General features: G+C 60.6%; 19 protein-coding genes and 1 tRNA gene. 12 read left to right on the forward strand and 8 right to left on the reverse strand.

All coding sequences use genetic code 11. The features are described 5' to 3' along the window. Positions 1 to 9: 9 nt before the first annotated feature. Both ACZ9IL_RS03375 and hda read left to right on the forward strand, forming a co-directional pair. Positions 10 to 1,038 (forward strand): DUF2066 domain-containing protein, encoded by a 1,029-nt coding sequence (locus ACZ9IL_RS03375; RefSeq protein WP_476002233.1) that lies wholly within the window; start codon positions 10 to 12, stop codon positions 1,036 to 1,038. 233 nt (positions 1,039 to 1,271) lie between these two features. After that, positions 1,272 to 1,973, forward strand: coding sequence for a DnaA inactivator Hda (hda, locus tag ACZ9IL_RS03380; RefSeq protein ID WP_476002234.1), 702 nt, complete (start codon positions 1,272 to 1,274; stop codon positions 1,971 to 1,973). Between the two features lie 206 nt (positions 1,974 to 2,179). On the opposite strand, the gene aceA is transcribed toward hda, so the two are convergent. From aceA to ACZ9IL_RS03400, 4 genes are all read right to left on the reverse strand, one after another. Beyond that, a complete protein-coding gene (aceA, locus tag ACZ9IL_RS03385) occupies positions 2,180 to 3,493 on the reverse strand; it encodes an isocitrate lyase (RefSeq protein WP_476002235.1) in 1,314 nt (437 codons plus the stop codon). 71 nt (positions 3,494 to 3,564) lie between these two features. Then, positions 3,565 to 5,172, reverse strand: a complete 1,608-nt coding sequence (aceB, locus tag ACZ9IL_RS03390) for a malate synthase A (protein ID WP_476002236.1) — start codon at positions 5,170 to 5,172, stop codon at positions 3,565 to 3,567. A 708-nt stretch (positions 5,173 to 5,880) separates the two neighbouring features. After that, entirely contained in the window at positions 5,881 to 6,021 is a 141-nt protein-coding gene (locus ACZ9IL_RS03395) for a hypothetical protein (protein WP_476002237.1), read from the reverse strand. 277 nt (positions 6,022 to 6,298) lie between these two features. Next, positions 6,299 to 6,375 (reverse strand) — tRNA-Pro (locus ACZ9IL_RS03400). 449 nt (positions 6,376 to 6,824) lie between these two features. On the opposite strand from ACZ9IL_RS03400, the gene ACZ9IL_RS03405 reads away from it, so the two are divergent. The 8 genes from ACZ9IL_RS03405 (at position 6,825) to ACZ9IL_RS03440 (ending at position 15,689) form a co-directional block, all read left to right on the forward strand. After that, entirely contained in the window at positions 6,825 to 6,995 is a 171-nt protein-coding gene (locus ACZ9IL_RS03405) for a hypothetical protein (protein WP_476002238.1), read from the forward strand. After that, positions 6,992 to 7,531, forward strand: coding sequence for a tRNA adenosine(34) deaminase TadA (gene tadA / locus ACZ9IL_RS03410; protein WP_476002239.1), 540 nt, complete (start codon positions 6,992 to 6,994; stop codon positions 7,529 to 7,531). The genes ACZ9IL_RS03405 and tadA overlap by 4 nt, the downstream gene beginning before the upstream one ends. A gap of 203 nt (positions 7,532 to 7,734) precedes the next feature. Beyond that, entirely contained in the window at positions 7,735 to 9,972 is a 2,238-nt protein-coding gene (locus tag ACZ9IL_RS03415) for a phosphate ABC transporter permease (RefSeq protein ID WP_476002240.1), read from the forward strand. Positions 9,973 to 10,005: 33 nt separating this feature from the next. Continuing rightward, positions 10,006 to 11,655, forward strand: a complete 1,650-nt coding sequence (gene pstA / locus ACZ9IL_RS03420; RefSeq protein ID WP_476002241.1) for a phosphate ABC transporter permease PstA — start codon at positions 10,006 to 10,008, stop codon at positions 11,653 to 11,655. A 161-nt stretch (positions 11,656 to 11,816) separates the two neighbouring features. Beyond that, positions 11,817 to 12,635 (forward strand): phosphate ABC transporter ATP-binding protein PstB, encoded by an 819-nt coding sequence (pstB, locus tag ACZ9IL_RS03425; RefSeq protein WP_033131161.1) that lies wholly within the window; start codon positions 11,817 to 11,819, stop codon positions 12,633 to 12,635. A 110-nt stretch (positions 12,636 to 12,745) separates the two neighbouring features. Then, entirely contained in the window at positions 12,746 to 13,456 is a 711-nt protein-coding gene (gene phoU, locus ACZ9IL_RS03430) for a phosphate signaling complex protein PhoU (protein ID WP_476002242.1), read from the forward strand. A 193-nt stretch (positions 13,457 to 13,649) separates the two neighbouring features. Further along, positions 13,650 to 14,981 carry a polyamine export protein PaeA gene (gene paeA / locus ACZ9IL_RS03435; protein ID WP_476002243.1) on the forward strand — a complete coding sequence of 444 codons (1,332 nt, stop codon included), beginning with the start codon at positions 13,650 to 13,652 and terminating at the stop codon, positions 14,979 to 14,981. 165 nt (positions 14,982 to 15,146) lie between these two features. Then, positions 15,147 to 15,689 carry a hypothetical protein gene (locus ACZ9IL_RS03440; protein ID WP_042640220.1) on the forward strand — a complete coding sequence of 181 codons (543 nt, stop codon included), beginning with the start codon at positions 15,147 to 15,149 and terminating at the stop codon, positions 15,687 to 15,689. A 226-nt stretch (positions 15,690 to 15,915) separates the two neighbouring features. Here ACZ9IL_RS03440 and ACZ9IL_RS03445 read toward each other — a convergent pair whose 3' ends face one another. Then, positions 15,916 to 16,755, reverse strand: coding sequence for a sterol desaturase family protein (locus ACZ9IL_RS03445; protein WP_476002244.1), 840 nt, complete (start codon positions 16,753 to 16,755; stop codon positions 15,916 to 15,918). 210 nt (positions 16,756 to 16,965) lie between these two features. Between ACZ9IL_RS03445 and ACZ9IL_RS03450 the strand changes: the two genes are divergently transcribed. Beyond that, positions 16,966 to 17,337: a YfiM family lipoprotein gene (locus ACZ9IL_RS03450; RefSeq protein WP_476002245.1), complete on the forward strand. Its 372-nt coding sequence runs from the start codon at positions 16,966 to 16,968 to the stop codon at positions 17,335 to 17,337. A gap of 66 nt (positions 17,338 to 17,403) precedes the next feature. Here the strand turns inward: ACZ9IL_RS03450 and ACZ9IL_RS03455 are convergent, their stop codons facing one another. The 3 genes from ACZ9IL_RS03455 to ACZ9IL_RS03465 form a co-directional block, all read right to left on the reverse strand. Beyond that, complete coding sequence (locus ACZ9IL_RS03455; RefSeq protein WP_476002246.1) at positions 17,404 to 18,147, reverse strand: amino acid ABC transporter ATP-binding protein; 744 nt, start codon at positions 18,145 to 18,147, stop codon at positions 17,404 to 17,406. 195 nt (positions 18,148 to 18,342) lie between these two features. Further along, positions 18,343 to 19,287 (reverse strand): amino acid ABC transporter permease, encoded by a 945-nt coding sequence (locus tag ACZ9IL_RS03460; RefSeq protein WP_476002247.1) that lies wholly within the window; start codon positions 19,285 to 19,287, stop codon positions 18,343 to 18,345. Positions 19,288 to 19,386: 99 nt separating this feature from the next. Further along, complete coding sequence (locus ACZ9IL_RS03465) at positions 19,387 to 20,187, reverse strand: transporter substrate-binding domain-containing protein (protein ID WP_476002248.1); 801 nt, start codon at positions 20,185 to 20,187, stop codon at positions 19,387 to 19,389. Positions 20,188 to 20,674: 487 nt separating this feature from the next. Here ACZ9IL_RS03465 and ACZ9IL_RS03470 point away from each other — a divergent pair, with 487 nt between their 5' ends. Continuing rightward, positions 20,675 to 21,802 carry a GGDEF domain-containing protein gene (locus ACZ9IL_RS03470; protein WP_476002249.1) on the forward strand — a complete coding sequence of 376 codons (1,128 nt, stop codon included), beginning with the start codon at positions 20,675 to 20,677 and terminating at the stop codon, positions 21,800 to 21,802.

The raw sequence follows: 21,802 nt of genomic DNA on the forward strand, positions 1-21,802 counted from the left end.
ATCTTCTTTATGCTTAAACGCTTAGCAACACTCCTCTGCTGTTGTCTGCCGTTCATGGTGTCGGCTGCCCAGGTGGCCGATCTCTATCAGGGCAAGGCGCCCACCAGCGGCGACATGACCGCCGCCCAGACCCAGGCGCTGGGGGAGGTGCTCATCAAGGTGACCGGCAAGCGGGACATCCTCACCCAGCCCGAGGTGGTCAAGGCACTGGCCACCCCCGGGGATTACGTGCAGCACTACGGCTATCAGGATGTCGGGCCGGTCAAGTTCCTCAAGGCCGACTTTGACGTCACCAAGGTCAACGCCCTGGTAGCCCAGAGCAAGTTTGCCCTGCTCGGCCCCGCGCGCCCGCAGCTGGCCATCTGGCTGGTGCTCGATCAGGGGGAGCGTCGCATCCTGCCGGATCAGTCCAGCGACGGCTGGGCCGCCGCCCTGCGCGGCCAGGCGCAGGCCATGGGCCTGCCGATCAGCATCCCGCTGATGGATCTCGATGACAACATGGCGGTCAATGCCACCGATGTCTGGGGCCGTTTCGCCGATCCCATCCTCGCAGCGAGCCAGCGTTACGGTGCCGAGATGGTGGTGCTGGGCAAGCTGACGCCCGATGACAAGGAAGAGGGCAAGTGGAGCATCGACTGGGGACTCTATGGGCCCAAGGCCGGCGGTGAGCTGGTCGAGCTGACCAAGGGCGCGGGAGCCGGCTCCCAGGCCGAGGTGGCGCAAGGCTTCGCCGACACTTTGGCCGGCTGGCTGGTGCAAAACTACGGTACTCGCCTGTCCGGTACCATCTCCAGCCAGACCCTGGTGGTGGAAGGGCTCGCCGGGATCGACGGCATGATCCAGCTGCAGAAGATGCTGCAAGGCATGGCCAGCGTCAGCAAGGTGGTGATCGGCAAGCTGGAAGGGGACAAGGTTACCTTCAACCTCTCCCTGCAGGGGGACAAGGCCGAGCTGGTGCGGGGGCTGCAACTGGAGAGCCGTCTGCGCCAGATCGAAGACAATGAGAGCGGCTTGCGTTACCAATGGTCGCAGCCTTGATCCTGTCGGGCTTGGCTTCACCGTCCGGCCGAGCATCTGTGCGGTTCTCCCGCTGGGCAATGGATACCTCGTTTGCACCAGATCCCATGCGGCGGGATTAGTGCTGCGCGACCAATGGTCGCAGGCCTGATCCTGTCAGGCTTGTCATCACCGCTCGGCCGAGTCCGGGCGGTTCTCTATCTGCCATTGCAATGATACACTTGGGCACAAATGTCACAGTCAAAGCCCAACGAGTGAAGCAACCGGCCCAACTGTCTTTAGCCGTACAATTACCGGATGATGAAACCTTCGTCAGTTTTTATCCCGGCAACAACGCCCATCTGATCACCGCCCTCAAGAATGCGGCCATCGGTCAGGGCGCGCCTTTCCTCTATTTCTGGGGTGCCAAGGGCTCGGGTCGCTCCCACCTGCTGCACGCCACCTGCGCCGAGGTCAACGCCCGCGACGCCGCCGCCGCCTATCTCTCCCTCGATCAGTTTGAACAGCTGGATCCCAGCATGCTCGATGCCCTCGAGAGCCTGCCATTGGTCTGTCTCGACAGTCTGGAGGCCATCGCCGGCAACGCGCTCTGGGAGCGGGCCCTGTTCGATTTCTACAACCGCTGGAAAGAGAAAGGCGAGGGCACCCTGGTGGTCACCGGCTGCAGCGCGCCGCGCAAGCTGGGGCTGCAACTGCCGGATCTCGCCTCGCGCCTCGATTGGGGGGTGAGCTTTCACCTGGACGAGCTGGACGACGAGGGCAAGCTCAGCGCCCTGCAACTGCGCGCCGAGCTGCGCGGCTTCAAGCTGCCCATCGACGTGGGCCGCTTCCTGCTCAATCGGCTGTCCCGCGACATGCGCACCCTGCTCGCCACCCTCAACCGGCTCGACAACGCCTCCTTTCGCGCCAAGCGCAAGCTCACCATCCCTTTCGTCAAAGAGATCCTCGAGCTCTGAAAACCTATCCCATTAGGCTATCTTATTCGCCATTTTGAACCTGGGCAGTGCTCGAAATCCTCACGTACTACAGTACGCTCCGGTTTCTGCGCGCTGTCCGTGTTCAAACTGCCTTCAACGATTACGCCTACTGGGATAGGTTCTAAGCCCCATAACGACAAACCCCGGCACTTGGCCGGGGTTTGTTTGCGAGCATTACACAGCTATCAGTGGAACTGATCTTCTTCGGTGGAGCCGGTCAGGGCAGTCACCGAGGACTGGCCGCCCTGGATGACGGTGGTGACCTTGTCGAAGTAACCGGTACCCACTTCCTGCTGGTGCGCCACGAAGGTGTAACCGCGCTCGGCGGCGGCGAACTCCGGCTGCTGCACCATCTCGACATAGTGCTTCATCCCCTCGCCACGGGCGTACTGGTAGGCCAGTTCGTACATGTGGAACCACATGTTGTGGATGCCCGCCAGGGTGATGAACTGGTACTTGTAGCCCATGTCGGACAACTCCTGCTGGAAGCGGGCGATGGTGGCATCGTCCAGGTTCTTCTTCCAGTTGAAGCTCGGGGAGCAGTTGTAGGCCAGGATCTTGTCCGGGTACTGGGCCTTGATGGCCTCGGCAAACTGACGCGCCTCGTCCAAGTCCGGCTTGGCGGTCTCACACCACACCATGTCGGCGTAAGGGGCGTAGGCCAGGCCGCGAGAGATGGCCTGCTCGATGCCGGCCTGCACCTTGTAGAAGCCCTCTGCGGTGCGCTCACCGGTCAGGAAGCCTGCATCATACGGGTCTGCATCCGTGGTCAGCAGGTCGGCCGCGTTGGCGTCGGTGCGGGCGATCACCAGGGTCGTGGTGCCACAGACGTCGGCTGCCAAGCGTGCCGCTACCAGTTTTTGCACCGCTTCCTGGCTCGGTACCAGCACCTTGCCGCCCATGTGACCACATTTCTTGACGGAGGCGAGCTGATCTTCGAAGTGCACGCCGGCGGCGCCCGCCTCAATCATGCCCTTCATCAGCTCGAAGGCGTTCAGCACGCCGCCGAAACCGGCCTCGGCATCCGCCACGATCGGCAGGAAGTAGTCGACGAAGCCCTTATCCTGCGGGCCCACCTTGTTGGCCCACTGGATCTGGTCGGCGCGGGCGAAGGAGTTGTTGATGCGCTCCACCACGGACGGCACCGAGTTGGCCGGGTAGAGGGACTGATCCGGGTACATGGTGGAGGAGAGGTTGTTGTCCGCCGCCACCTGCCAGCCGGAGAGGTAAATCGCCTCGATGCCCGCCTTGGCCTGTTGCACCGCCTGACCGCCGGTCAGGGCGCCGAGGCAGTTCACATAGCCTTTCCTGGCGCTGCCGTGGATCAGCTCCCACAGCTTGTCGGCACCGCGCTGGGCCAGGGTGTGTGCAGGCTGCAAGCTGCCGCGCAGGTTTACCACGTCTTCGGCGCTGTAGCCGCGCTTGATCCCTTTCCAGCGGGGATTTTCCGCCCAGTCTTTCTCGATAGCCTGGATCTGTTGCTCACGGGTCAGTGCCATATCAGTTCCCTCTTTCATTGATTTCACGTGTCCATTGACTTGTTATTGGCGAGCCCCTCGGGGCTCTGGGCTCAGAGCCGCTCGTAACCGGGCAGCGTCAGAAAATCGATCAGGGTATCGGCGCAGGTGATCTGCTCCATCAGCTCGCTCGCTTCCAAGAAGCGACCGGCCTGCCAGCGGGCTGCACCCACCTCGGCTTTGACCACCTCCTGCTCCTCGGCCAGCATCTGGCGGAACAGCGCCTTGGTCACCACCTGGCCGTTTGACAGCGACTTGCCATGGCGGATCCACTGCCAGATGGAGGTGCGGGAGATCTCGGCGGTTGCCGCGTCTTCCATCAGGCCGTAGATGGGCACGCAGCCGTTGCCATTGATCCAGGCCTCCAGATATTGCAGGGCGACCCGGATGTTGGTGCGCATGCCCGCTTCGGTGCGCTCACCCTCGCAGGGGGCCAGCAGATCGGCGGCGGTGACGGGGGCATCCTGTTCGCGCAGCACGCCGATCTGGTTTTTGGCGCCGGTCGGGATGGCCGCGTTGAACACCGCCATGGCGGTATCGGCAAGGCCGGGGTGAGCCACCCAGGTGCCGTCGTGGCCGTTGTGCGCTTCCCGCTCCTTGTCCGCCTTGACCTTGGCGAAGACCTCGGCGTTCACCGCCGGATCCTTGGCCGGGATGAAGGCCGCCATGCCGCCCATGGCCAGGGCACCGCGCTGGTGGCAGGTCTTGATCAACAGGCGCGAGTAGGCCGACAGGAAGGGCTTGTCCATGGTGACCACCTGCCTGTCTGGCAGGACGCGATCCGGGTGGTTCTTCAATGTCTTGATGTAGCTGAAGATGTAGTCCCAGCGGCCGCAGTTCAGCGCGACTATGTGATCCTTCATCTGGTAGAGCAGCTCGTCCATCTCGAACACCGCCGGCAGCGTCTCGATGAGCACGGTGGCCTTGATGGTGCCGCGGGGCAGGCCGAATTTGTCTTCGGTCCAGGCGAACACCTCGCTCCACCAGCGTCCCTCAAGATGGCTCTGCAGCTTGGGCAGGTAGAAGTAGGGGCCGGAGCCCTTGGCCAGCAGCGCCTTGTGGTTGTGCAGGAAGTAGAGCGCGAAATCGAACAGGCCGCCGGGGATGGGCGCGCCGTCGAAGGTGACGTGCTTCTCCGGCAGGTGCAGGCCGCGCACCCGGCAGATCAGTACGGCGGGATCAGCCCTGAGGGTATAGGCCTTGCCCTCGGGCGTCTGGTAGGAGATGGTGCCGTTGACCGCATCGCGCAGGTTGATCTGACCCTCGATCACCTTATTCCAGGCTGGCGCCAGTGAATCCTCGAAGTCCGCCATGAAGACTTTCACGCTGGCGTTGAGGGCGTTGATCACCATCTTGCGCTCGACCGGGCCGGTGATCTCCACGCGCCTGTCTTGCAGATCGGCCGGGATGCCGCGCACCGTCCACTGGCTCTCGCGAATGTGGGCGGTCTCCGGCAGAAAATCGGGGAGTTCCCCGCCATCGATACGGGCCTGACGGGCCACCCGCTGTTTCAGCAGTTCGTTGCGCTGGGGGGCAAAGCGTTCCACCAGTTCGGATACCAGGGCCACCGCATCCGGCGTCAGAATAGGCGCGTATTCGGGAAGCATCTCGCCTTGAATGCGCAGACGGGTGCTGCTGATGGTCTGGGCCGGTGCCGACATAGGGTTCACTCCTTTGAAAAGTTACATTTTGAACTTATTAACCACGACTAACGTCGATCCCTGTTTTCATTAAACTCCCCGTAACAGCGGGGTAACACGACTCATAAGGTGCAAAAGTTTGCCCGAGTCGTCAACCTGATTTTTAAAACGACTGTTTTTGAGTGGTATCTAAGTTGATGTTTTTAATAGATTTAGATGATTAGCATAAAAGCTCTATGCAGATGGTTATGCTCTTGCTTATCCCCCTCGCCAGGGGAGAAGAATGAGCGTGGTGCCGAGCAGTGAAAATGTAATTAATTACGTAATAAAATTACCAATGCAAAAACAAATCCCGACCTTACTCCAGGCTTTGTAAAAACATCTGTATGAAATCCATACGGTGAATGCAGCCGGTATCTGGCGCCCAACGAGGTTGACTGGTGAACTGCCGTTTAAAACTTGGTGGTGAGTTTGGTGAACGCAGCGGGGGTGGTGCACCCATGGTTGAAATGACGCGCAATAACGTAGGTTTGTATCAAGGAGCAAAAGGGGTAGGGGAGGTAGAGGCAGGGATATGACCAGTGAATAATACTGACAACATCTAATTAACCAGCATTTTGTGGTTATTTTTGTCGGTGGTGATTTGGCAGTATTCAAGCCGCGGTGCCGGACAACAAAACCGGCTCTTGATCCGCGTTCTCGATGGGGGAGGGGGAGGTCCGAGTTGCCTCAGTAATCCTCGTCCGGGGCGGCGAGATCGATCACATCGAGGTGCACCATGCTGCCGCATTCGGCATCACCGGATTCGAGAGCGGGATGGGAGGACGAGAGAAGGGGCTGGTCGGGCTGAGTATCAACTGCTTGCGTCATGGGTGCTTGCCTCAATGGATTGCAAGCCGGTTGGTGACTCCCTCACCCGAATACCCACCTCCCTGTATGAATGGCCGGCGGAAAAGTTGCGTATCCTAGCGACACTTGATGAAAGCTTCAAGTGGTTCTGTATAAAAAGCACGCCATCACTGTGTTTGTGGTCGATGGCAACATGATGCGGATGTGAAGACGAGAATAAGAGAAGAAGATAGTGAGATGAGGGCGCGCAGGCAAAAAAATAGCCCAGTCTGGAGACTGGGCTATTTTCGGGGAAAAATGGTCGGTGTGAGAGGATTCGAACCTCCGACCCTCTACACCCCATGCAGATGCGCTACCTGGCTGCGCTACACACCGACGAGGTCAGTCGAGCTGACGGAAAGGAGTCTAATGATATGAGCAAGTGGGCGCAACTCCTTTTTTATCAGAGAGATGCCGACTGCTTCTTTATTGCGCACCCCCTCGGTTTCACAGGGAAGTGCGACTTGGGTCCGGGCGAGAGATTTGGCATAATCGCCGCCCATTCTCCGGCGGCTATCGGGCGCCGGGGCACCTGATAGCCAAGGTGCGCCCGAGGCTCGTCAGGGGGTGAGTCGGTGTTATCGTCTTTTGAATACGGATACTCGATGAGGATCGGGCGTGGAGCCAGCAGAGAAGAGTGCGACCGAGTCGCAGCCGATGCAGGATGAGCGCCCGATGCGCCACGCCATGGCGCTGGCCGCCAGGGCTGAGGGGGAAACAGGTGAGAGCCCGCTCAGCACGGCGCCAATGTTCAAGATACACAGGCAATATAAAGAGGTAAGGGCGTGACGCCATCAGAGAATGCTGACTTCTTTGAACAAGCGCAGCAGGATGAGCGCCCGATGCGCCACGCCATGGCGCTGGCCGCCAGGGCTGAAGGGGAAACAGGTGAGATCCCGTTCAGCACGGCGCCAATGTTCAATATATACAGGCAATATAAAGAGGTAAGGGCGTGACGCCATCAGAGAATACTGACGCCATCAACCAGGTACTGCAAGACGAGCGCTGGATGCGCCACGCCATGGCGCTGGCCAGCAAGGCTGAGGGGATCGGCGAGATCCCGGTCGGTGCCGTGCTGGTGCTGGGAGACGAGGTGGTAGGCGAGGGCTGGAATCGCTCCATCAGCGAGCACGATGCCTGCGCCCATGCGGAGATCATGGCGATCCGCGCCGCCGGCACCCGGCTGCAAAACTATCGGCTGCTTGACACCGTGCTCTACGTGACCCTGGAGCCTTGCTGCATGTGCGCCGGCGCCCTCATTCACAGCCGGGTCAAGCGAGTGGTCTACGGGGCGCGGGACCTCAAGACCGGTGCGGCGGGCTCGGTGTTCGAGATCTTGCAAGACCCCCGCCACAACCACAGGGTCGAGCTCTGTGGCGGCGTGCTGGCGGATGCCTGTTCGGCCCAGTTGTCTGCGTTTTTCAAACGGCGCCGGGCCGAGAAGAAGGCACAAAAGCTGGCATCGCAACCCGCCAGCGATACGCCATCCTGATGCCTGCCGGGGAGGCGCCGGCCTCCCCGTTACCCTTATCTTTAAATATCTCTCTATAAACAAGCGGTTGGCGCTTTCTCAATGAGAAAATACGCCCCCTGTTTGTCCTTGCAAGAACCTGCGTTTCATCGCGTCCCATGTAACAAAACTGTCATGCAACCGCCATATAATGCCGCCAAGCCTAGCTCACATTGAGGTTTTGCATGTCATCGGAATCGATCAACCTGGTCATGGCGGGCAGTAGAAAACGCCGGATCAAGGACAAACTGGCCAAGTACGGAGTCACCACAGGAGGTGGTCTGGTACTGGTGGCCTTGCTGCTTATATTCTTCTACCTGCTCTATGTGGTGAAGCCCATCTTCAATGGCGCCAGCATGGATGCGACCTCCTCCTTTACCCTGCCGGTGCAGGGCAAGACGGCCTGGCTCGGCGTCGAGGAGCAGAACGAGATCGGTTATCGCTTCAGTGACCAGGGTCAGGTCAGCTTCTTTGTGGTGCAAGCCGATGGCAACCTCAAGGTGGGCCAGGTGCTGGGCCAGACCCAGATTGTCGGTAACATCAGCGCGGTCGCCGCGCCCGCCCCGGGTCAGAAGCTGATCGCCTACGGCTTTGCCGATGGCAAGGCGCTGGTGGTTCAGCCCTATTTCAAAGTCTCCTATCCCAACGACGTGCGCGTCATCGAGCCCAGCCTGCAGTATCCCTTCGGCGAAGAGCCCATGGTGCTCGACCCGCAAGGCAAGGCGCTGCAACGCATGGTGTTCGAGGCGACCAAGGACAAGATGGCCGCCGCCGCCGTGACCGAAGATGGCCGTGGCGTGATGGCGGTGCTGAGCGGTGAGGAGAACTTCCTCTCCGGCGAGATCGAGTGGAGCAGCCAGAACTACGTCATTCCCTCCCTGCCGCGTCAGGTGGATCAGATGTTGCTGACCCCCAACCTGCGCATCCTGTTCGTGCGGGAAGGCAACCGCCTGTCGGTCTATGACATCCATAACCTGAACGATATCTCCCTGCGCGACGTTATGGAGATCAATGCCCCGAATGCCAACGTGACCCAGGTCGCGCTGCTCTCCGGCGCGTCTTCCCTGCTGGTGGGCAATGACAACGGCGTCATCTCCCAGTGGTTTGAGGTGGCCAAAGATGGCAAGCGTGCATTCACCCAGATCCGTGACTTCAAGAGCGACGGCCCCGTCGATCTGCTGACCCCCGAGCACTTTCGCAAGGGCTTCATCAGCAGCGCCAAGGATGGGACAGTTAACTTCTTCCACGCCACCGGCGAGACCAAGCTGCTGAGTGAGAAGGTCGAAGGTGGTGCCCTTGCATCCCTGGCCATCTCCCCGCGCCACAATCTGTTGCTGGCGCAGCAGGAGAACAACTTCAAACTGTTCTCCGTCGAGAACGAACACCCCGAGGTGACCTGGTCGGCGCTGTGGCAGCAGGTGTGGTACGAAGGCTATCCGGAGCCGCAATACGTGTGGCAATCCACCTCCGCCAGCAATGACTTCGAAGCCAAGCTGAGCCTGGTGCCGCTGGTGTTCGGGACCCTCAAGGCCTCCTTCTACGCCATGCTGTTCGCGGTGCCACTCGGCGTGGCCGGCGCCATCTATACCGCCTACTTCATGTCGGCTGGTCTGCGCAAATACGTCAAGCCGACGGTGGAAATCATGGCGGCGCTGCCGACCGTGATCCTGGGCTTCCTGGCCGGTCTCTGGCTCGCCCCCATCATCGAAGGGGCGCTGCCCGGGGTGATCCTGCTGCTCATTTTGCTGCCGATGGGCATGTTGCTGACGGCGCTGATCTGGAATTACCTGCCGGAACGTGGCCGTTCCTGGCTGCCCGAGGGTTGGCACGCCATCCTGCTCATCCCGGTGCTGCTGCTGATCGGCTGGGGCGCCTTCGCCCTGAGCCCGCTCATCGAGAATGCCTTCATGCACGGCGATTCCCGCATCTGGCTGACCCACGAGATGGGCATCAAGTTTGACCAGCGCAACTCCTTGGTAGTCGGTATCGCCATGGGCTTCGCGGTCATACCCACCATCTTCTCCATCGCCGAGGATGCGGTGTTCTCGGTGCCCAAGCACCTCACCCAGGGTTCTCTGGCACTCGGTGCCACCCCCTGGCAGACCCTGAGCCGGGTGGTGATCCTGACCGCGAGTCCGGGCATCTTCTCGGCGGTGATGATGGGCCTTGGCCGCGCCGTGGGCGAGACCATGATAGTGCTGATGGCGACCGGCAATACGCCCATCATGGACTTCTCCATGTTCCAGGGGCTGCGCACCCTGGCGGCGAACATCGCGGTGGAAATGCCGGAATCGGAAGTGGGCAGCTCCCACTACCGGGTGCTGTTCCTCGCGGCCTTCGTCCTGTTTGTGTTCACCTTTATGTTCAACACCCTGGCCGAGTTCATTCGTCAGCGGTTGCGCGAAAAATACAGCTCTCTGTAATGAGCCGTTCTGTATATGAACAAGGAATCGATAATGGGTAAGTGGTTTAAATCAGGGGCCCCCTGGATCTGGATGACGGGTGGCGCCGTCAGCCTGAGTCTGGTGGCGGTACTGGGTCTGTTGCTGCTGATCGGCTGGCGTGGTCTGGTCTATTTCTGGCCGCACCCCATCTATGAGTGGCAGTTGGAAGACGCCGCCGGCAACAAGAGCGTGCTGATAGGCGAGGTCAACGATCGCGAGCTGGTGCCGGTCGAGCGGCTGCGTGCCGCCGGCCAGGCACTGGCTGGGGAAGAGCGCGAGCAACTGACCCGCTATCTGGTCAAGACCGGCAACCGTGAGTTCGTCGACCTCGACTTCCGCTGGTTGCTCGAGACCGACATCAAGTCCCGCAGCCAACCGGCCGAGCTCGCCATGGTGGAGCGCACCACCAACGGCAACTTCTACGGCTACATCACCTCGGTGAAGGAAGATGGCCGCGAGCTGACCGAGGATCTGCATCCCGCACTGCAACGGGTGCTGGCTCGTGCCAACGCGCTTTCCGAACAGGCCAACGACCTGCAAAAGGGTGACATCGGCAGCATCAACTACCAGCTCGAGAAGCTGCGCCTGAAAGAGCGCAAGGCCGAGCTGGATGGCAAGCTGACCGACCAGCTGAAAACCGAGCTGGCTGCCGAGCGCCAGACCCTGGGCGAGCGTTATCAGGGGCTGGAGAAGGAGTTGTTCTCCCTGCGAGCCCAGGCGGATCGCGATGCCATCACCGTCAAGGACATGCGTGGCGAGCTGGTCAGCATGCCGATGTCGAAGGTGCTGGACGTGGTGTGGCCAAACGACATGAGCCTGCCGGCCAAGGTGGGCCACTGGTTCCATCAGATTGGCAAGTTCGTCTCCGATGACCCCCGTGAGGCCAACACCGAGGGCGGCGTGTTCCCGGCCATCTTCGGCACCGTGTTCATGGTGATGCTGATGGCGATCATCGTCACCCCGCTCGGCGTAGTGGCGGCGGTCTACCTGCACGAGTACGCGGGCAAGAACAGCCTGACCAAGATCATCCGCATCGCGGTGATCAACCTGGCGGGGGTGCCCTCCATCGTATACGGCGTGTTCGGCCTCGGCTTCTTCGTCTACACCCTGGGCGGATCCCTGGATCAGCTGTTCTACCCCGAGGCGCTGCCGAGCCCGACCTTTGGCTCCCCCGGCGTCATCTGGTCGGCGCTGACCCTGGCCATCCTGACCCTGCCGGTGGTGATCGTCTCCACCGAAGAAGGCTTGGCCCGGATCCCGAGCACCATTCGCCAGGGCTCGCTCGCACTGGGCGCTACCCAGGCCGAGACCCTGTGGCGCATCGTACTGCCCATGGCGAGCCCGGCCATCATGACCGGCCTCATCCTGGCGATAGCCCGGGCAGCGGGTGAAGTGGCCCCGCTGATGCTGGTGGGGGTGGTGAAGCTTGCGCCAACGTTGCCGATGGATGGCAACTTCCCGTACCTGCACGTGGAGCGCAAGTTCATGCACCTGGGCTTCCACATCTACGATGTCGGCTTCCAGAGCCCGAACGTCGAGGCGGCACGGCCGCTGGTGTATGCCACCTCCTTCCTGCTGGTGACGGTGATCGTCGGTCTGAACCTGACGGCCATCGGCATTCGTAATCACCTGCGTGAGAAATTCCGGTCGCTTGAACATTAATTGGCGCCCCTCGCCCCCTCTCCACAAGGAGGGGGACCCCTTCCCCTGCGGGGAGAAGGGGGATGAGGGAGACATATCGGATGCACGACAAATTCCGGTCGCCGGACCCAGATGCCGGCCACCCCAGACTGATTTGAGACTTGTTTCGAGGTAAAGAGAAGATGATCAACGTAACACCGACTTCGACCCAGCATACCGCCCTGGATTTGCTCAACCTGAGCCCGGAACAGACTGCGCTGGAGGTCAAGGACCTCAACCTGTATTACGGCAACAAGCAGGCGCTGTTCAACGTCAACATGAAGATCCCCAAGGGTCAGGTGACGGCCTTCATCGGCCCGTCCGGCTGTGGCAAGTCGACCCTGCTGCGCTGCATCAACCGGATGAACGATCTGGTGGAGATCTGCCGCATCGAGGGAGAGATCCAGCTGCACGGCCACAACATCTATGACAAGGGGGTGGATGTCTCCGCCCTGCGCCGTCAGGTCGGCATGGTGTTCCAGCGCCCGAACCCCTTCCCCAAGTCCATCTACGAGAACGTGGTCTATGGCCTGCGCCTGCAGGGCATCAATGACAGGCGTACCCTGGATGAGGCCGCCGAGCGTTCACTGCGTGGCGCCGCGCTGTGGGAAGAAGTGAAAGACCGGTTGCATGACAACGCATTCGGCCTGTCCGGTGGTCAGCAGCAACGGCTGGTAATCGCCCGCGCCATCGCCATCGAGCCGGAAGTGCTGCTGCTGGATGAACCGACCTCGGCGCTCGATCCTATCTCCACCCTCACCATCGAGGAGCTGATCAACGAGCTCAAGAGCCAGTTCACCGTGGTGATCGTCACCCACAACATGCAACAGGCCGCGCGGGTGTCGGATCAGACCGCCTTCATGTACATGGGCGAGCTCATCGAGTACTCGAACACCAACACCATCTTCACCACCCCGGCCAAGAAGAAGACAGAAGACTACATCACCGGTCGTTATGGCTAAGCCGCCATGGGGGCGACAAGGGTGATTGGTATGAAGAAGATGAGCATCAATAAACAGATTACCGGTCGGTTCAACGGCTAGGGCATAATCGGAGCATAAGGATTAATCGTATGGACAATATGAACCTCAATAAACACATCTCCGGTCAGTTCAATGCCGAGCTGGAGAACGTGCGCAATCAGGTGCTGGTGATGGGCGGTCTGGTGGAGCAACAGCTGACCGACGCCATCTCGGCCATCCACATCCAGGATCTGGATGCGGCGCGCAAGATAGTGGCCAACGACCACAAGGTCAATGCGATGGAAGTGGCGATCGACGAAGAGTGCACCCGCATCATCGCCAAGCGTCAGCCGACCGCCTCCGACCTGCGGTTGGTGATGGCCATCATCAAGACCATCACCGATCTGGAGCGCATCGGCGACGTGGCGGACAAGATTGCTCGCATGCTGACCGACAACGCCAACAAGCCGCAGCCGCCGCTGGTGTCGCTCGAAAATATGGGTCGCCGCACCATCAAGATGCTGCACGACGTGCTCGACGCCTTCGCTCGCATGGATCTGGAGGCGGCCATCATCGTCTACAAGGAAGACGACAAGGTGGACCGGGAGTACGAGTCCATCATCCGCGAGCTGATGACCTACATGATGGAAGACCCGCGCACCATTCCCCAGGTGCTGAACGTGCTGTGGGCGGCGCGGGCCATCGAGCGGGTCGGCGACCGTTGCCAGCACATCTGCGAATACATCGTCTATTACGTCAAGGGCAAGGACGTTCGCCACACCAAGGCGGACGAGCTGAGCGACCTGCTCGGCAAGCACTGAGGTGATGGATGAATAAAAAGGCGCGTTGAGCGCCTTTTTTATTGCATTGGATGGCCGCTTAATATAACGCCACCTCGTGGGCGCTTTTCTGCTAGAATATGGCCCCTGTGTGAGTCCCGGATTGACTCACGGTCCGGTTTCCCGGGCCCAGTTTGCCGTCTTGTGCTAAGGCGGCTATCGCAATAGGTTAATCATGAGTTTTGCCGATAGTCTGTTTTTGTTGATGTTGCTGGTTGCCAGCAGCGTGTTCTTCTCTCTTTCCGAGATCTCCCTCGCCGCCTCCCGCAAGATCAAGCTGCAGGTGATGGCCGACGAGGGCAATCGCCATGCCGAAAAAGTGCTGGCGTTGCAGGCCCAGCCGGGCAACTTCTTCACCGTGGTGCAGATTGGCCTCAACACCGTCGCCATCCTCGGTGGCGTCTTGGGCGAGTCCGCCCTGAACCCTGCTATCAAGACCTTCATTGCCGGCTTCTATCAAGGTCCCTGGCTCTCTCAGCTGAGTTCTGTCGTCTCTTTCGTGGTCGTCACCAGCCTCTTTATCCTGATCGCCGACCTGATGCCCAAACGCCTTGCCATGAGCATGCCGGAGCGGGTTGCCGTGGTAGTGGTGCGCCCCATGTTGCTGTGCGTGACCCTGCTGATGCCGCTGGTGTGGTTCTTCAATGGCATGGCGAACGTGCTGTTCCGCCTGCTGCGGGTCTCCATGATCCGCAACGACGAGATAACCTCAGACGACATCTACGCGGTGATGGATGCGGGCGCCGAGGCCGGCGTCATCCAGCGCGAGGAGCATCAGCTCATCGAGAACGTGTTCGAGCTGCAGTCCCTCGGTGTCACCTCCGCCATGACGGCTCGCGAGAGCCTCATCTACTTCACCCTGCAAGAGGGCGAGGAGAGTATCAAGGCCAAGATCGCCGAGCATCCGCACAACAAGTTCCTGGTCTGTGACCACAACCTCGACAGCATCAAGGGCTTCGTCGATGCGAAAGAGCTGCTGATCCGCGTCATCAGCGGCCAGAGCATCGATCTCAACAGCGGCTCTCTGGTGCAGAACGTCATCATCATCCCCGATACCCTGAACCTCTACGAGGCGATGGAGTACTTCAAGAATCACCGCGGCGACTTCGCCGTGGTGATGAACGAATACGCTCTGGTGGTGGGTATCGTCACCATGAATGACCTGATGAGCACCGTCATGGGAGAGTGGGCCACCCATGCGATGGAAGAGCAGATAGTGCAGAGGGACGAGAACTCCTGGCTGGTGGACGGGGTGACCCCCATCTCCGACGTGATGCGGGCCTTCGACATCGAAGAGTTCCCAGGGAACCAGAACTACGAGACCATCGCCGGCTTCATCATGTTCATGTTGCGCAAGATCCCCAAGCGCACCGACTCGGTCAAGTACGCGGGCTACAAGTTCGAAGTGGTGGACATCGACAGCTACAAGATCGATCAGCTGCTGGTGACTCGGGTCGAACCCGTCAATACCGATAAACAGGTGCCTGAGTCGCACCCCGCGGTCTGATCATCGGGCTGCCTCGCGATAAAAATGGCCCTGTATGGGCCATTTTTCGATAAGATGTGCAGCCGAGCAGTATGAAGTGGTGGGACAGGCCGGGATTAGCAGCTGACCACCAGAGTGGAACCCATGAATGGAAACCATAGTGACCGAAGAGGTCGTTCAGGAGTCATGAAGATGCCGTCTTATTCCCGTGCGCTCGGTTGTGTGGCGCTGGCCCTCGCCCTCGGCGCCTGTAGCCAGAGTGCCCCGCGCAAACCTGTCGCCACGCCCAAGCCCGCCGCCCCCCAGGCGGCGGTGGTGGTCCCCCAGCCGGATCCCGATGCCGTGGTGCAAAGTGCCGTGGCAGAGCCGAGCCCGGTCTTCGATGAAGAGTATCAGGGGCCGGATCAGGGCTCTCTGGAGTCTGTGACTGCCCTGTTTGCCCGCGGCTACATCGAGTCTGCCATGCGCGAGACCATGCTGGCGGCGGTGCACAGCGACTACCCGCTGCTCGGCATGCGGGATGTGCGCCTCACCGATCCTGTGTCCAAATTCCTCACCTCCGCCCAGGCCCGTACCACGGCCCACGATTACCTCTATGCCGGGGTGCAGCGCAGGCTGGGCCGACCCCTGAGCCCGGCCCAGTGGGAGCAGATCTGGCAAGGTTTCCCCCAGCAGGGGCGTGTCTCCGACTGGGTCAAACAGACCAAACGAGTGCTGGCGGGGCGATAAGCCGTCACGACAGCTAAACGATGAGGCCACCTTTGGGTGGCCTCATTCATGTTGAGTGCAGCGCTGTTTCAGAACCTGTTCACGAGCTGACTACGAGGCTGCGGTCAAGGCTCATGTGCTGCTCGCTTATGTGGGGTAAAGAGTGTGGATGTATCTGTATACACTCAGGTTTCTGCGCAGCGTTTACCTTGTTGACGACCTCTCTTCACAAATCATGAACAGGTGATCAGGAGGTGGAAGGGCCTGCGGGCTTGCCAAACAGTACCCTCCATTTCGCCCGCCAGGGCAGGCCACGCGCCTCTTGCAGCATGTCGCGCCACTCGTGGAAGGTGAGGGTGAACGGGTTGAAGCTGCGGATCGGCTTGGTGATGCCGAAGCGGCAAGGCTCGGCGGGATCCTCCTCCACGAAGGTGCCGAACAGCCGGTCCCAGATGATCAGTACCCCGGCGAAGTTGCGGTCTATGTATTTGGCGTTGCTGGCGTGATGGACCCTGTGGTGGGAGGGGGTGTTGAAGATCCACTCGAGCCGACCGAGTTTGCCCACCACCTGGGTGTGGACGAAGAACTGGAAACCCAGGCTCAGCAGCACGGTGGCGACCACGGCCTCTGGCGGGAAGCCGATGAGGATCATGGGGATCCAGAACAGCCACATGCCGGAGATGGGGTACATCAGGCTCTGGCGAAAGGCGGTGGAGAGATTGAGTCGCTCCGAGCTGTGATGCACCACGTGGGAGGCCCACAGCCAGCGCACATGGTGGCTCGCGAAGTGGAACAGCCAGTAGCAGAGATCTTGGAGCAGGAACAGCAGCAGCAGGCTCCAGACATTGAGCTCGATATCGAATAGCCGCCAGCCCCAGAGCCCGTCGTAGAGGTAGGCGATGGCGATGGCCGCCAGTGCATCGCTGCCCTGGTGCATCAGTGCCAGGACTGCGTTGGCGAACAGATCACGCCACTGATAGCTGGCGGTGGGGAAGGCCGCGCCGTGCTTGCGCAGATAGAGCATCTCCCAGCCGATGAAGGCCAGGAAAATTGGTGCGAGGTAAAGCAGCAGCAGTTGCACATCCATGTGAGCCATCCGGTTGGACCAGTTGGCTCCCAGCATACCGGACGAATTTAAAAATTCATTAACATTTCATGCTCGACGGGGCGACGGGGCGACAGGGCGGCAGGGCCAGTGCCAGTGCCCGCTCCCGACGGGATCCTCACATACACTGGAAGATAAGGCGCTCGAGTGGGCTGCGCCATAAGCGGCATGACATCAGCTGAGGAGGAGAGGATGAGAGCAAAGTACGTTTGCATCATGCTGAGCCTGTTGACCGCGAGTGCAGGGGCCAATGACAGTTTCAACAGCGAGTTGAGTCATTTTGCCGGCGGCGCGGCCATGGGGGCCGGGTTCACGGCCATCGCCGATCACTATGGTTATCGGGAGCACAGGGGCTGGATCGGGTTTGGTGTCTCCACCGGTATCGGGGTGGCGGGGGAGTTGCTGGAGCTGGCATCGGGCAAGGGGGATTTTTCAGCCCTGGATGCGGGTGCCAATGCGCTGGGGGCGGCGGTGGGGGCCTACGGCACAGATCGCTGGCTGCTGGCGCCCATGGTGCTGCCTGAGCAGCATTATGCCGGCCTGATGGGGCGCTATCGGTTCTGAGGAAGAGCCGCACCAAAAACAAAAGAGGGAGCCTGGGCTCCCTCTTTGGTTGTCAGACTTGCGGTATTACAGCACCTGACTCAGGAACTGACGCAGACGGGGGGAGGGGGGATTGTCGAAGAAATCACTGGGCTTCTCGTCCACCAGCAGCTCGCCGCTCTCCATGAACAGCACCCTGTCCGCCACTTCCCGGGCGAAGCCCATCTCGTGGGTCACCACCACCATGGTCATGCCCTCGCGGGCCAGCCCCTTCATCACGTCCAGCACCTCGCCCACCATCTCGGGATCCAGCGCACTGGTGGGCTCGTCAAACAGCATGATGCGCGGCTGCATGGCGAGCGCCCGGGCGATGGCCACCCGTTGCTGCTGACCACCGGAAAGCTGGGACGGGTAGCTCGCTGCCTTGTTGGACAACCCGACCTTGAGCAGCAGCGCCTTGGCTCTGTCCTCGGCCTCCTTGCGGGAGAGTCCACGCACCTTCTGGGGAGCCAGGCTGATGTTCTCCAGCACGTTGAGGTGGGGGAAGAGGTTGAAGGACTGGAACACCATGCCCACCTCTTCGCGCAGCTTGTTGACGTCGCCGGGCTCGGTCAGGCAGATGCCATCGACCCAGATGTCGCCATCGTTGATGGTCTCGAGCTGGTTGAGGGTACGCAGGAAGGTGGATTTGCCAGAGCCGCTCGGCCCCACGATCACCACCACTTCCCCCTCCGCCACCTGAGTGCTGACGTTCTTGAGGGCGTGCACCTCGGTGCCGTAGAACTTCTCGACCGCCGTCGCCTTGATGATGGGATCAGTGGCTGCTCGCATGCTTCACCTCCAGTTGACGGACCTGGGAGGCGCTGGGCGTGCCGGCCGCAGCAAGATATCTCGACGCCTGTCGGGCTCGAAGGATGGAGTCAGTTGCTTTTCGCATATTTCACCTCCGGGTGATGGACCAGGAAGGGGCGGGGCGTGCCGGTCGCAGCAAGATATCTCGACGCCTGTCGGGCTCGAATGATGGAGTCAGTTGCTTTTCGCATATTTCACCTCGAGACGGCGTACCAGGAAGGAGAGGGTGCCGGTGAGCACCAGATAGAGCAGGGCCACGGTGAACCACACCTCGAACGGGCTGAAGGTGGAGCTGACCACCTCGCGTCCCGCCTTGGTGAGGTCCGTGATGGAGATGACCGAGACCAGGGAGGAGTCCTTGATGAGGTTGATAAACTGGCCCGCCAGGGGAGGCAGCACCCGTTTGAACGCCTGGGGCAGGATCACGTAGCGCATGGTCTGGGCAGAGGTCATGCCGAGGCTGCGCCCCGCCTCCATCTGTCCCTTGTGGATGGAGCTGATCCCGGCGCGCACTATCTCGGCCACGTAGGCGCCGGTGAACACCGCCAGCGCCGCGACCCCGGCGGTGAAACGATCCAGGTTCAATACCGTGCCGATGAAGAAGTAGACGATGAAGATCTGCACCAGCAGCGGGGTGCCGCGGATCAGCTCCACATAGGTGACCGCCAGGTTGCGCAGGGCGGGATTGGGGGAGAGACGGGCCAGACCCGCCAGGGTGCCCAGCAAGATGGCGAAGACGCCAGCGACCAGGGAGAGCTTGACCGTGACCCAGATCCCCCAGGCGATGGGGCCGGCGGTCCAGCTGAATTGGGAGTCGAGCGTATCACCGAGGAAGACGGTATCCCCTTCGGCTACATGGGCACCCTTGGCGGCGATGGCCTGACGGTGGTTGGCATCGAGATCGTCTTGCAGGAACAGCAGTCCCTTGTCGGTGATCACGGTGCCGTCGAATTCGGCAAACTGTTTTTGTTCGGCCTGATAGGCGATGTACTGGGGAATGCGCTCCCAGCGCCAGGTGTAATCGACCGCCTGTACGGCCTTGTAGATGCCGAAGACGGCGACCAGCAGCATCAGCAGGAAGACGCCGTGCCAGAGCAGCTGGTTGGGTTGTTTTTCCATCTGTCTTGTGGGTGTTGGGTTGTGCACTGTCGCAACCTCTTTGTAGTTATTGTGTGGGGGTCATCTGCGTGAAGGGGCGGCAAGCCGCCCCTTGAGGGGTTATTTCAGTTGGTTCAACCAGGTGTTGGACTCAAACCACTTCTTGTAGAGGCGGTCATAGCTGCCGTCGCCCTTGATTTGGCGCAGGTAGTTGTTGAACCAGTTGAGGGTGTCCTGATCGCCTTTGCGGATGGCCCAGGCCAGCGGCTCGAAGGTGAACGGCTTGTCCAGATGGACCACGGCGCCGGTGTTCTGGGACGCGAAGATGGCGTTGTAGGGCAGGTCGTAGACGAAGGCATCAACCTTGCCGTTGATCACTTCCAGCTTGGCGTCGTCCTGGGTTTCAAACTGCAGCAGGGTGGCTTTCGGGATCATGCGTTTGACCGCCTGCTCGCCGGTGGTGCCGAGTTTGACCGCGATCTTGTACTTGGGATCGTTCAGATCGCTGAAGGACTTGATCTCGCCCGCCTTGTCCTTGCGCAGGACGATGGTCTGGCCGACGACGATGTAAGGATCGGCGAAGTTGACGCGCAGGTTGCGCTGGGGGGTGACCGTCATGCCACCCATGATGACGTCGAACTTGTCGGTCAGCAGGGCCGGGATGATGCCATCCCAGGCGGTGTTGACGAACTCCACCTTGACCCCCATCTCCTTGGCGACCATTTTGGCAAGATCCACGTCAAAGCCGATGTATTGGCCCTGCTTGTTGGTCATCTCGAAGGGTTGATAACCGGCATCGAAGCCGACTCGCAGCACACCGCGCTCCAGCACGGCATCCAGAGTGGAACTAGGGGCAGAGCTGGGTGCGGCGTTGGCCAGCCCGCACAGCAGCAGGGTAGAGAGAATGAGTTTTTTGATCATAGGTGACGTCTCTGTCGAAAAGTGTGTTCGGCCTTGAACCTGCTCCCGTGCGACTCCATGGCACAAGAGACTGCTGCATCCGGCAACAGGCAAGACAGGATTATTGTCTTGGGTCGGGCAAAAGCCCCATATGAGATTCTATGAAGGCTGGCCTGAGTGAAAAATGTACCAAAAGTTGATTGTGCCAGAAGACTCAATAAGTTAGTGGTGCTTTTTCCTCGTGGCTGGGCTCATAAAACCACATGAAAACAACATATCTATCTAATGGCGTGGGTTCAAGCGCAAAAGTTTGCGAGGGGCACTTTGCGCCGTTTTCCCGCTCTGATGGGGATCAAATGGGCGCGTTTATTGTGCTCCATTGTTGAATGAGCGTTCTTTATCGCCCCTCCGGGGCACCTGAAAATTATTTCATCGCCCGAGAAGGCTCCCTCTGTGTCTTGTTATGGGCTTCCAATATACTCAGCCATCCTCATCGGAAGGCCCGGGTATGGACGCCTCAATACTGCTCAAACTGGACGTATTCACGCTGATGCTGATGGCCCTCGGGGGCTATGGTCTGGGCTTCATCACCCTCTCCATCATCTGGGTGACCCACAAGGAGATCCCGGGTCTCGGGCTCTGGTGGTGGTCCAGCCTGTGCGCCCTGGCGGCCCAGTCCCTGTTTTTCCTGCAGGCCTTCGTGCCGAACATGGCGGGGATCTGGCTGGCCAACCTGCTGATCACCCTCTGCATTGCCCTGATGCCGCTGGCACTGCAGCGCTTCTTCGGCAAGGCGCCGAGCTGGCGGGCGTTCGCCTTGTTCATGCTGATCTATGGGCTGCTGCTGAGCTGGAGCGTGCTGTTCAATGACGGAATGGCGCCCAGGGTGCTGCTGGCCTGCCTGAGCTACATGGTGCTGGGGGCCGTGGTGGTGGTGCTGATCTGGCGCCACGGCTACCCGGCCTATCTGCCCGCCGTGCTGGTCTTTACCGTGGTCAACATACTGCTCTATGGCTTCAACCTGGTGCGCATGGGGACCCTGCTCAGCGGTGAGGCGCGGGGGCTGATGGATCAGCATGGGGTCAACGTGCTGCCCTTTCTCTCCATGCTGATGGGCAACTACCTCTCCACCTTCGGGGTGCTGCTGCTTTGCACCCAGTACCGGGCGCTGGCCCTGCGCCAGCAGGCCAGCCAGGATCCCCTGACCGGCCTGCTCAATCGGCGCGGCTTCATGGCGCGTGCAGGCAAGATGGTGAAGCGTGGCGCCTTGGTGGTGCTGGATCTGGACGACTTCAAGCAGATCAACGATCGCCACGGCCACGAGGCGGGAGACCGGGTGCTGGCGGCGGTCGGGACCTATCTGGCGGGCCAGCGGGATCTGGTGGCGAGCCGCTTCGGCGGCGAGGAGTTCGTGTTGTTGCTGCCAGAGGCCGGGGTGGCCGCCCAGCAGGCGCGCTGCGAGCAGATCCGGCAGGGTATCGCGGCACTGGCGCTGGATGGCATCGGTGTGACCGCCAGCCTGGGGCTGGCGCCTTGCAATCAGGGCTGGCACTTCGACACCCTGTTCAGCCAGGCCGATCGGGCGCTCTATCAGGCCAAGCGGGAGGGCAAGAACCGGATCTGCCGACTGGCCTGA

It is taken from the genome of Aeromonas sp. TECH754 (assembly GCF_056279295.1).

Coding starts and splice junctions, on each gene's coding strand:
- paeA (WP_476002243.1), top strand. CDS start 13,650: ATGAGTTTTGCCGATAGTCTGTTTTTGTTGATGTTGCTGGTTGCCAGC.
- ACZ9IL_RS03415 (WP_476002240.1), top strand. CDS start 7,735: ATGTCATCGGAATCGATCAACCTGGTCATGGCGGGCAGTAGAAAACGC.
- pstA (WP_476002241.1), top strand. CDS start 10,006: ATGGGTAAGTGGTTTAAATCAGGGGCCCCCTGGATCTGGATGACGGGT.
- ACZ9IL_RS03395 (WP_476002237.1), bottom strand. CDS start 6,021: ATGACGCAAGCAGTTGATACTCAGCCCGACCAGCCCCTTCTCTCGTCC.
- aceA (WP_476002235.1), bottom strand. CDS start 3,493: ATGGCACTGACCCGTGAGCAACAGATCCAGGCTATCGAGAAAGACTGG.
- aceB (WP_476002236.1), bottom strand. CDS start 5,172: ATGTCGGCACCGGCCCAGACCATCAGCAGCACCCGTCTGCGCATTCAA.
- pstB (WP_033131161.1), top strand. CDS start 11,817: ATGATCAACGTAACACCGACTTCGACCCAGCATACCGCCCTGGATTTG.
- ACZ9IL_RS03460 (WP_476002247.1), bottom strand. CDS start 19,287: ATGGAAAAACAACCCAACCAGCTGCTCTGGCACGGCGTCTTCCTGCTG.
- phoU (WP_476002242.1), top strand. CDS start 12,746: ATGGACAATATGAACCTCAATAAACACATCTCCGGTCAGTTCAATGCC.
- ACZ9IL_RS03440 (WP_042640220.1), top strand. CDS start 15,147: ATGAAGATGCCGTCTTATTCCCGTGCGCTCGGTTGTGTGGCGCTGGCC.
- ACZ9IL_RS03450 (WP_476002245.1), top strand. CDS start 16,966: ATGAGAGCAAAGTACGTTTGCATCATGCTGAGCCTGTTGACCGCGAGT.
- ACZ9IL_RS03455 (WP_476002246.1), bottom strand. CDS start 18,147: ATGCGAGCAGCCACTGATCCCATCATCAAGGCGACGGCGGTCGAGAAG.
- ACZ9IL_RS03470 (WP_476002249.1), top strand. CDS start 20,675: ATGGACGCCTCAATACTGCTCAAACTGGACGTATTCACGCTGATGCTG.
- ACZ9IL_RS03375 (WP_476002233.1), top strand. CDS start 10: ATGCTTAAACGCTTAGCAACACTCCTCTGCTGTTGTCTGCCGTTCATG.
- ACZ9IL_RS03465 (WP_476002248.1), bottom strand. CDS start 20,187: ATGATCAAAAAACTCATTCTCTCTACCCTGCTGCTGTGCGGGCTGGCC.
- ACZ9IL_RS03445 (WP_476002244.1), bottom strand. CDS start 16,755: ATGGATGTGCAACTGCTGCTGCTTTACCTCGCACCAATTTTCCTGGCC.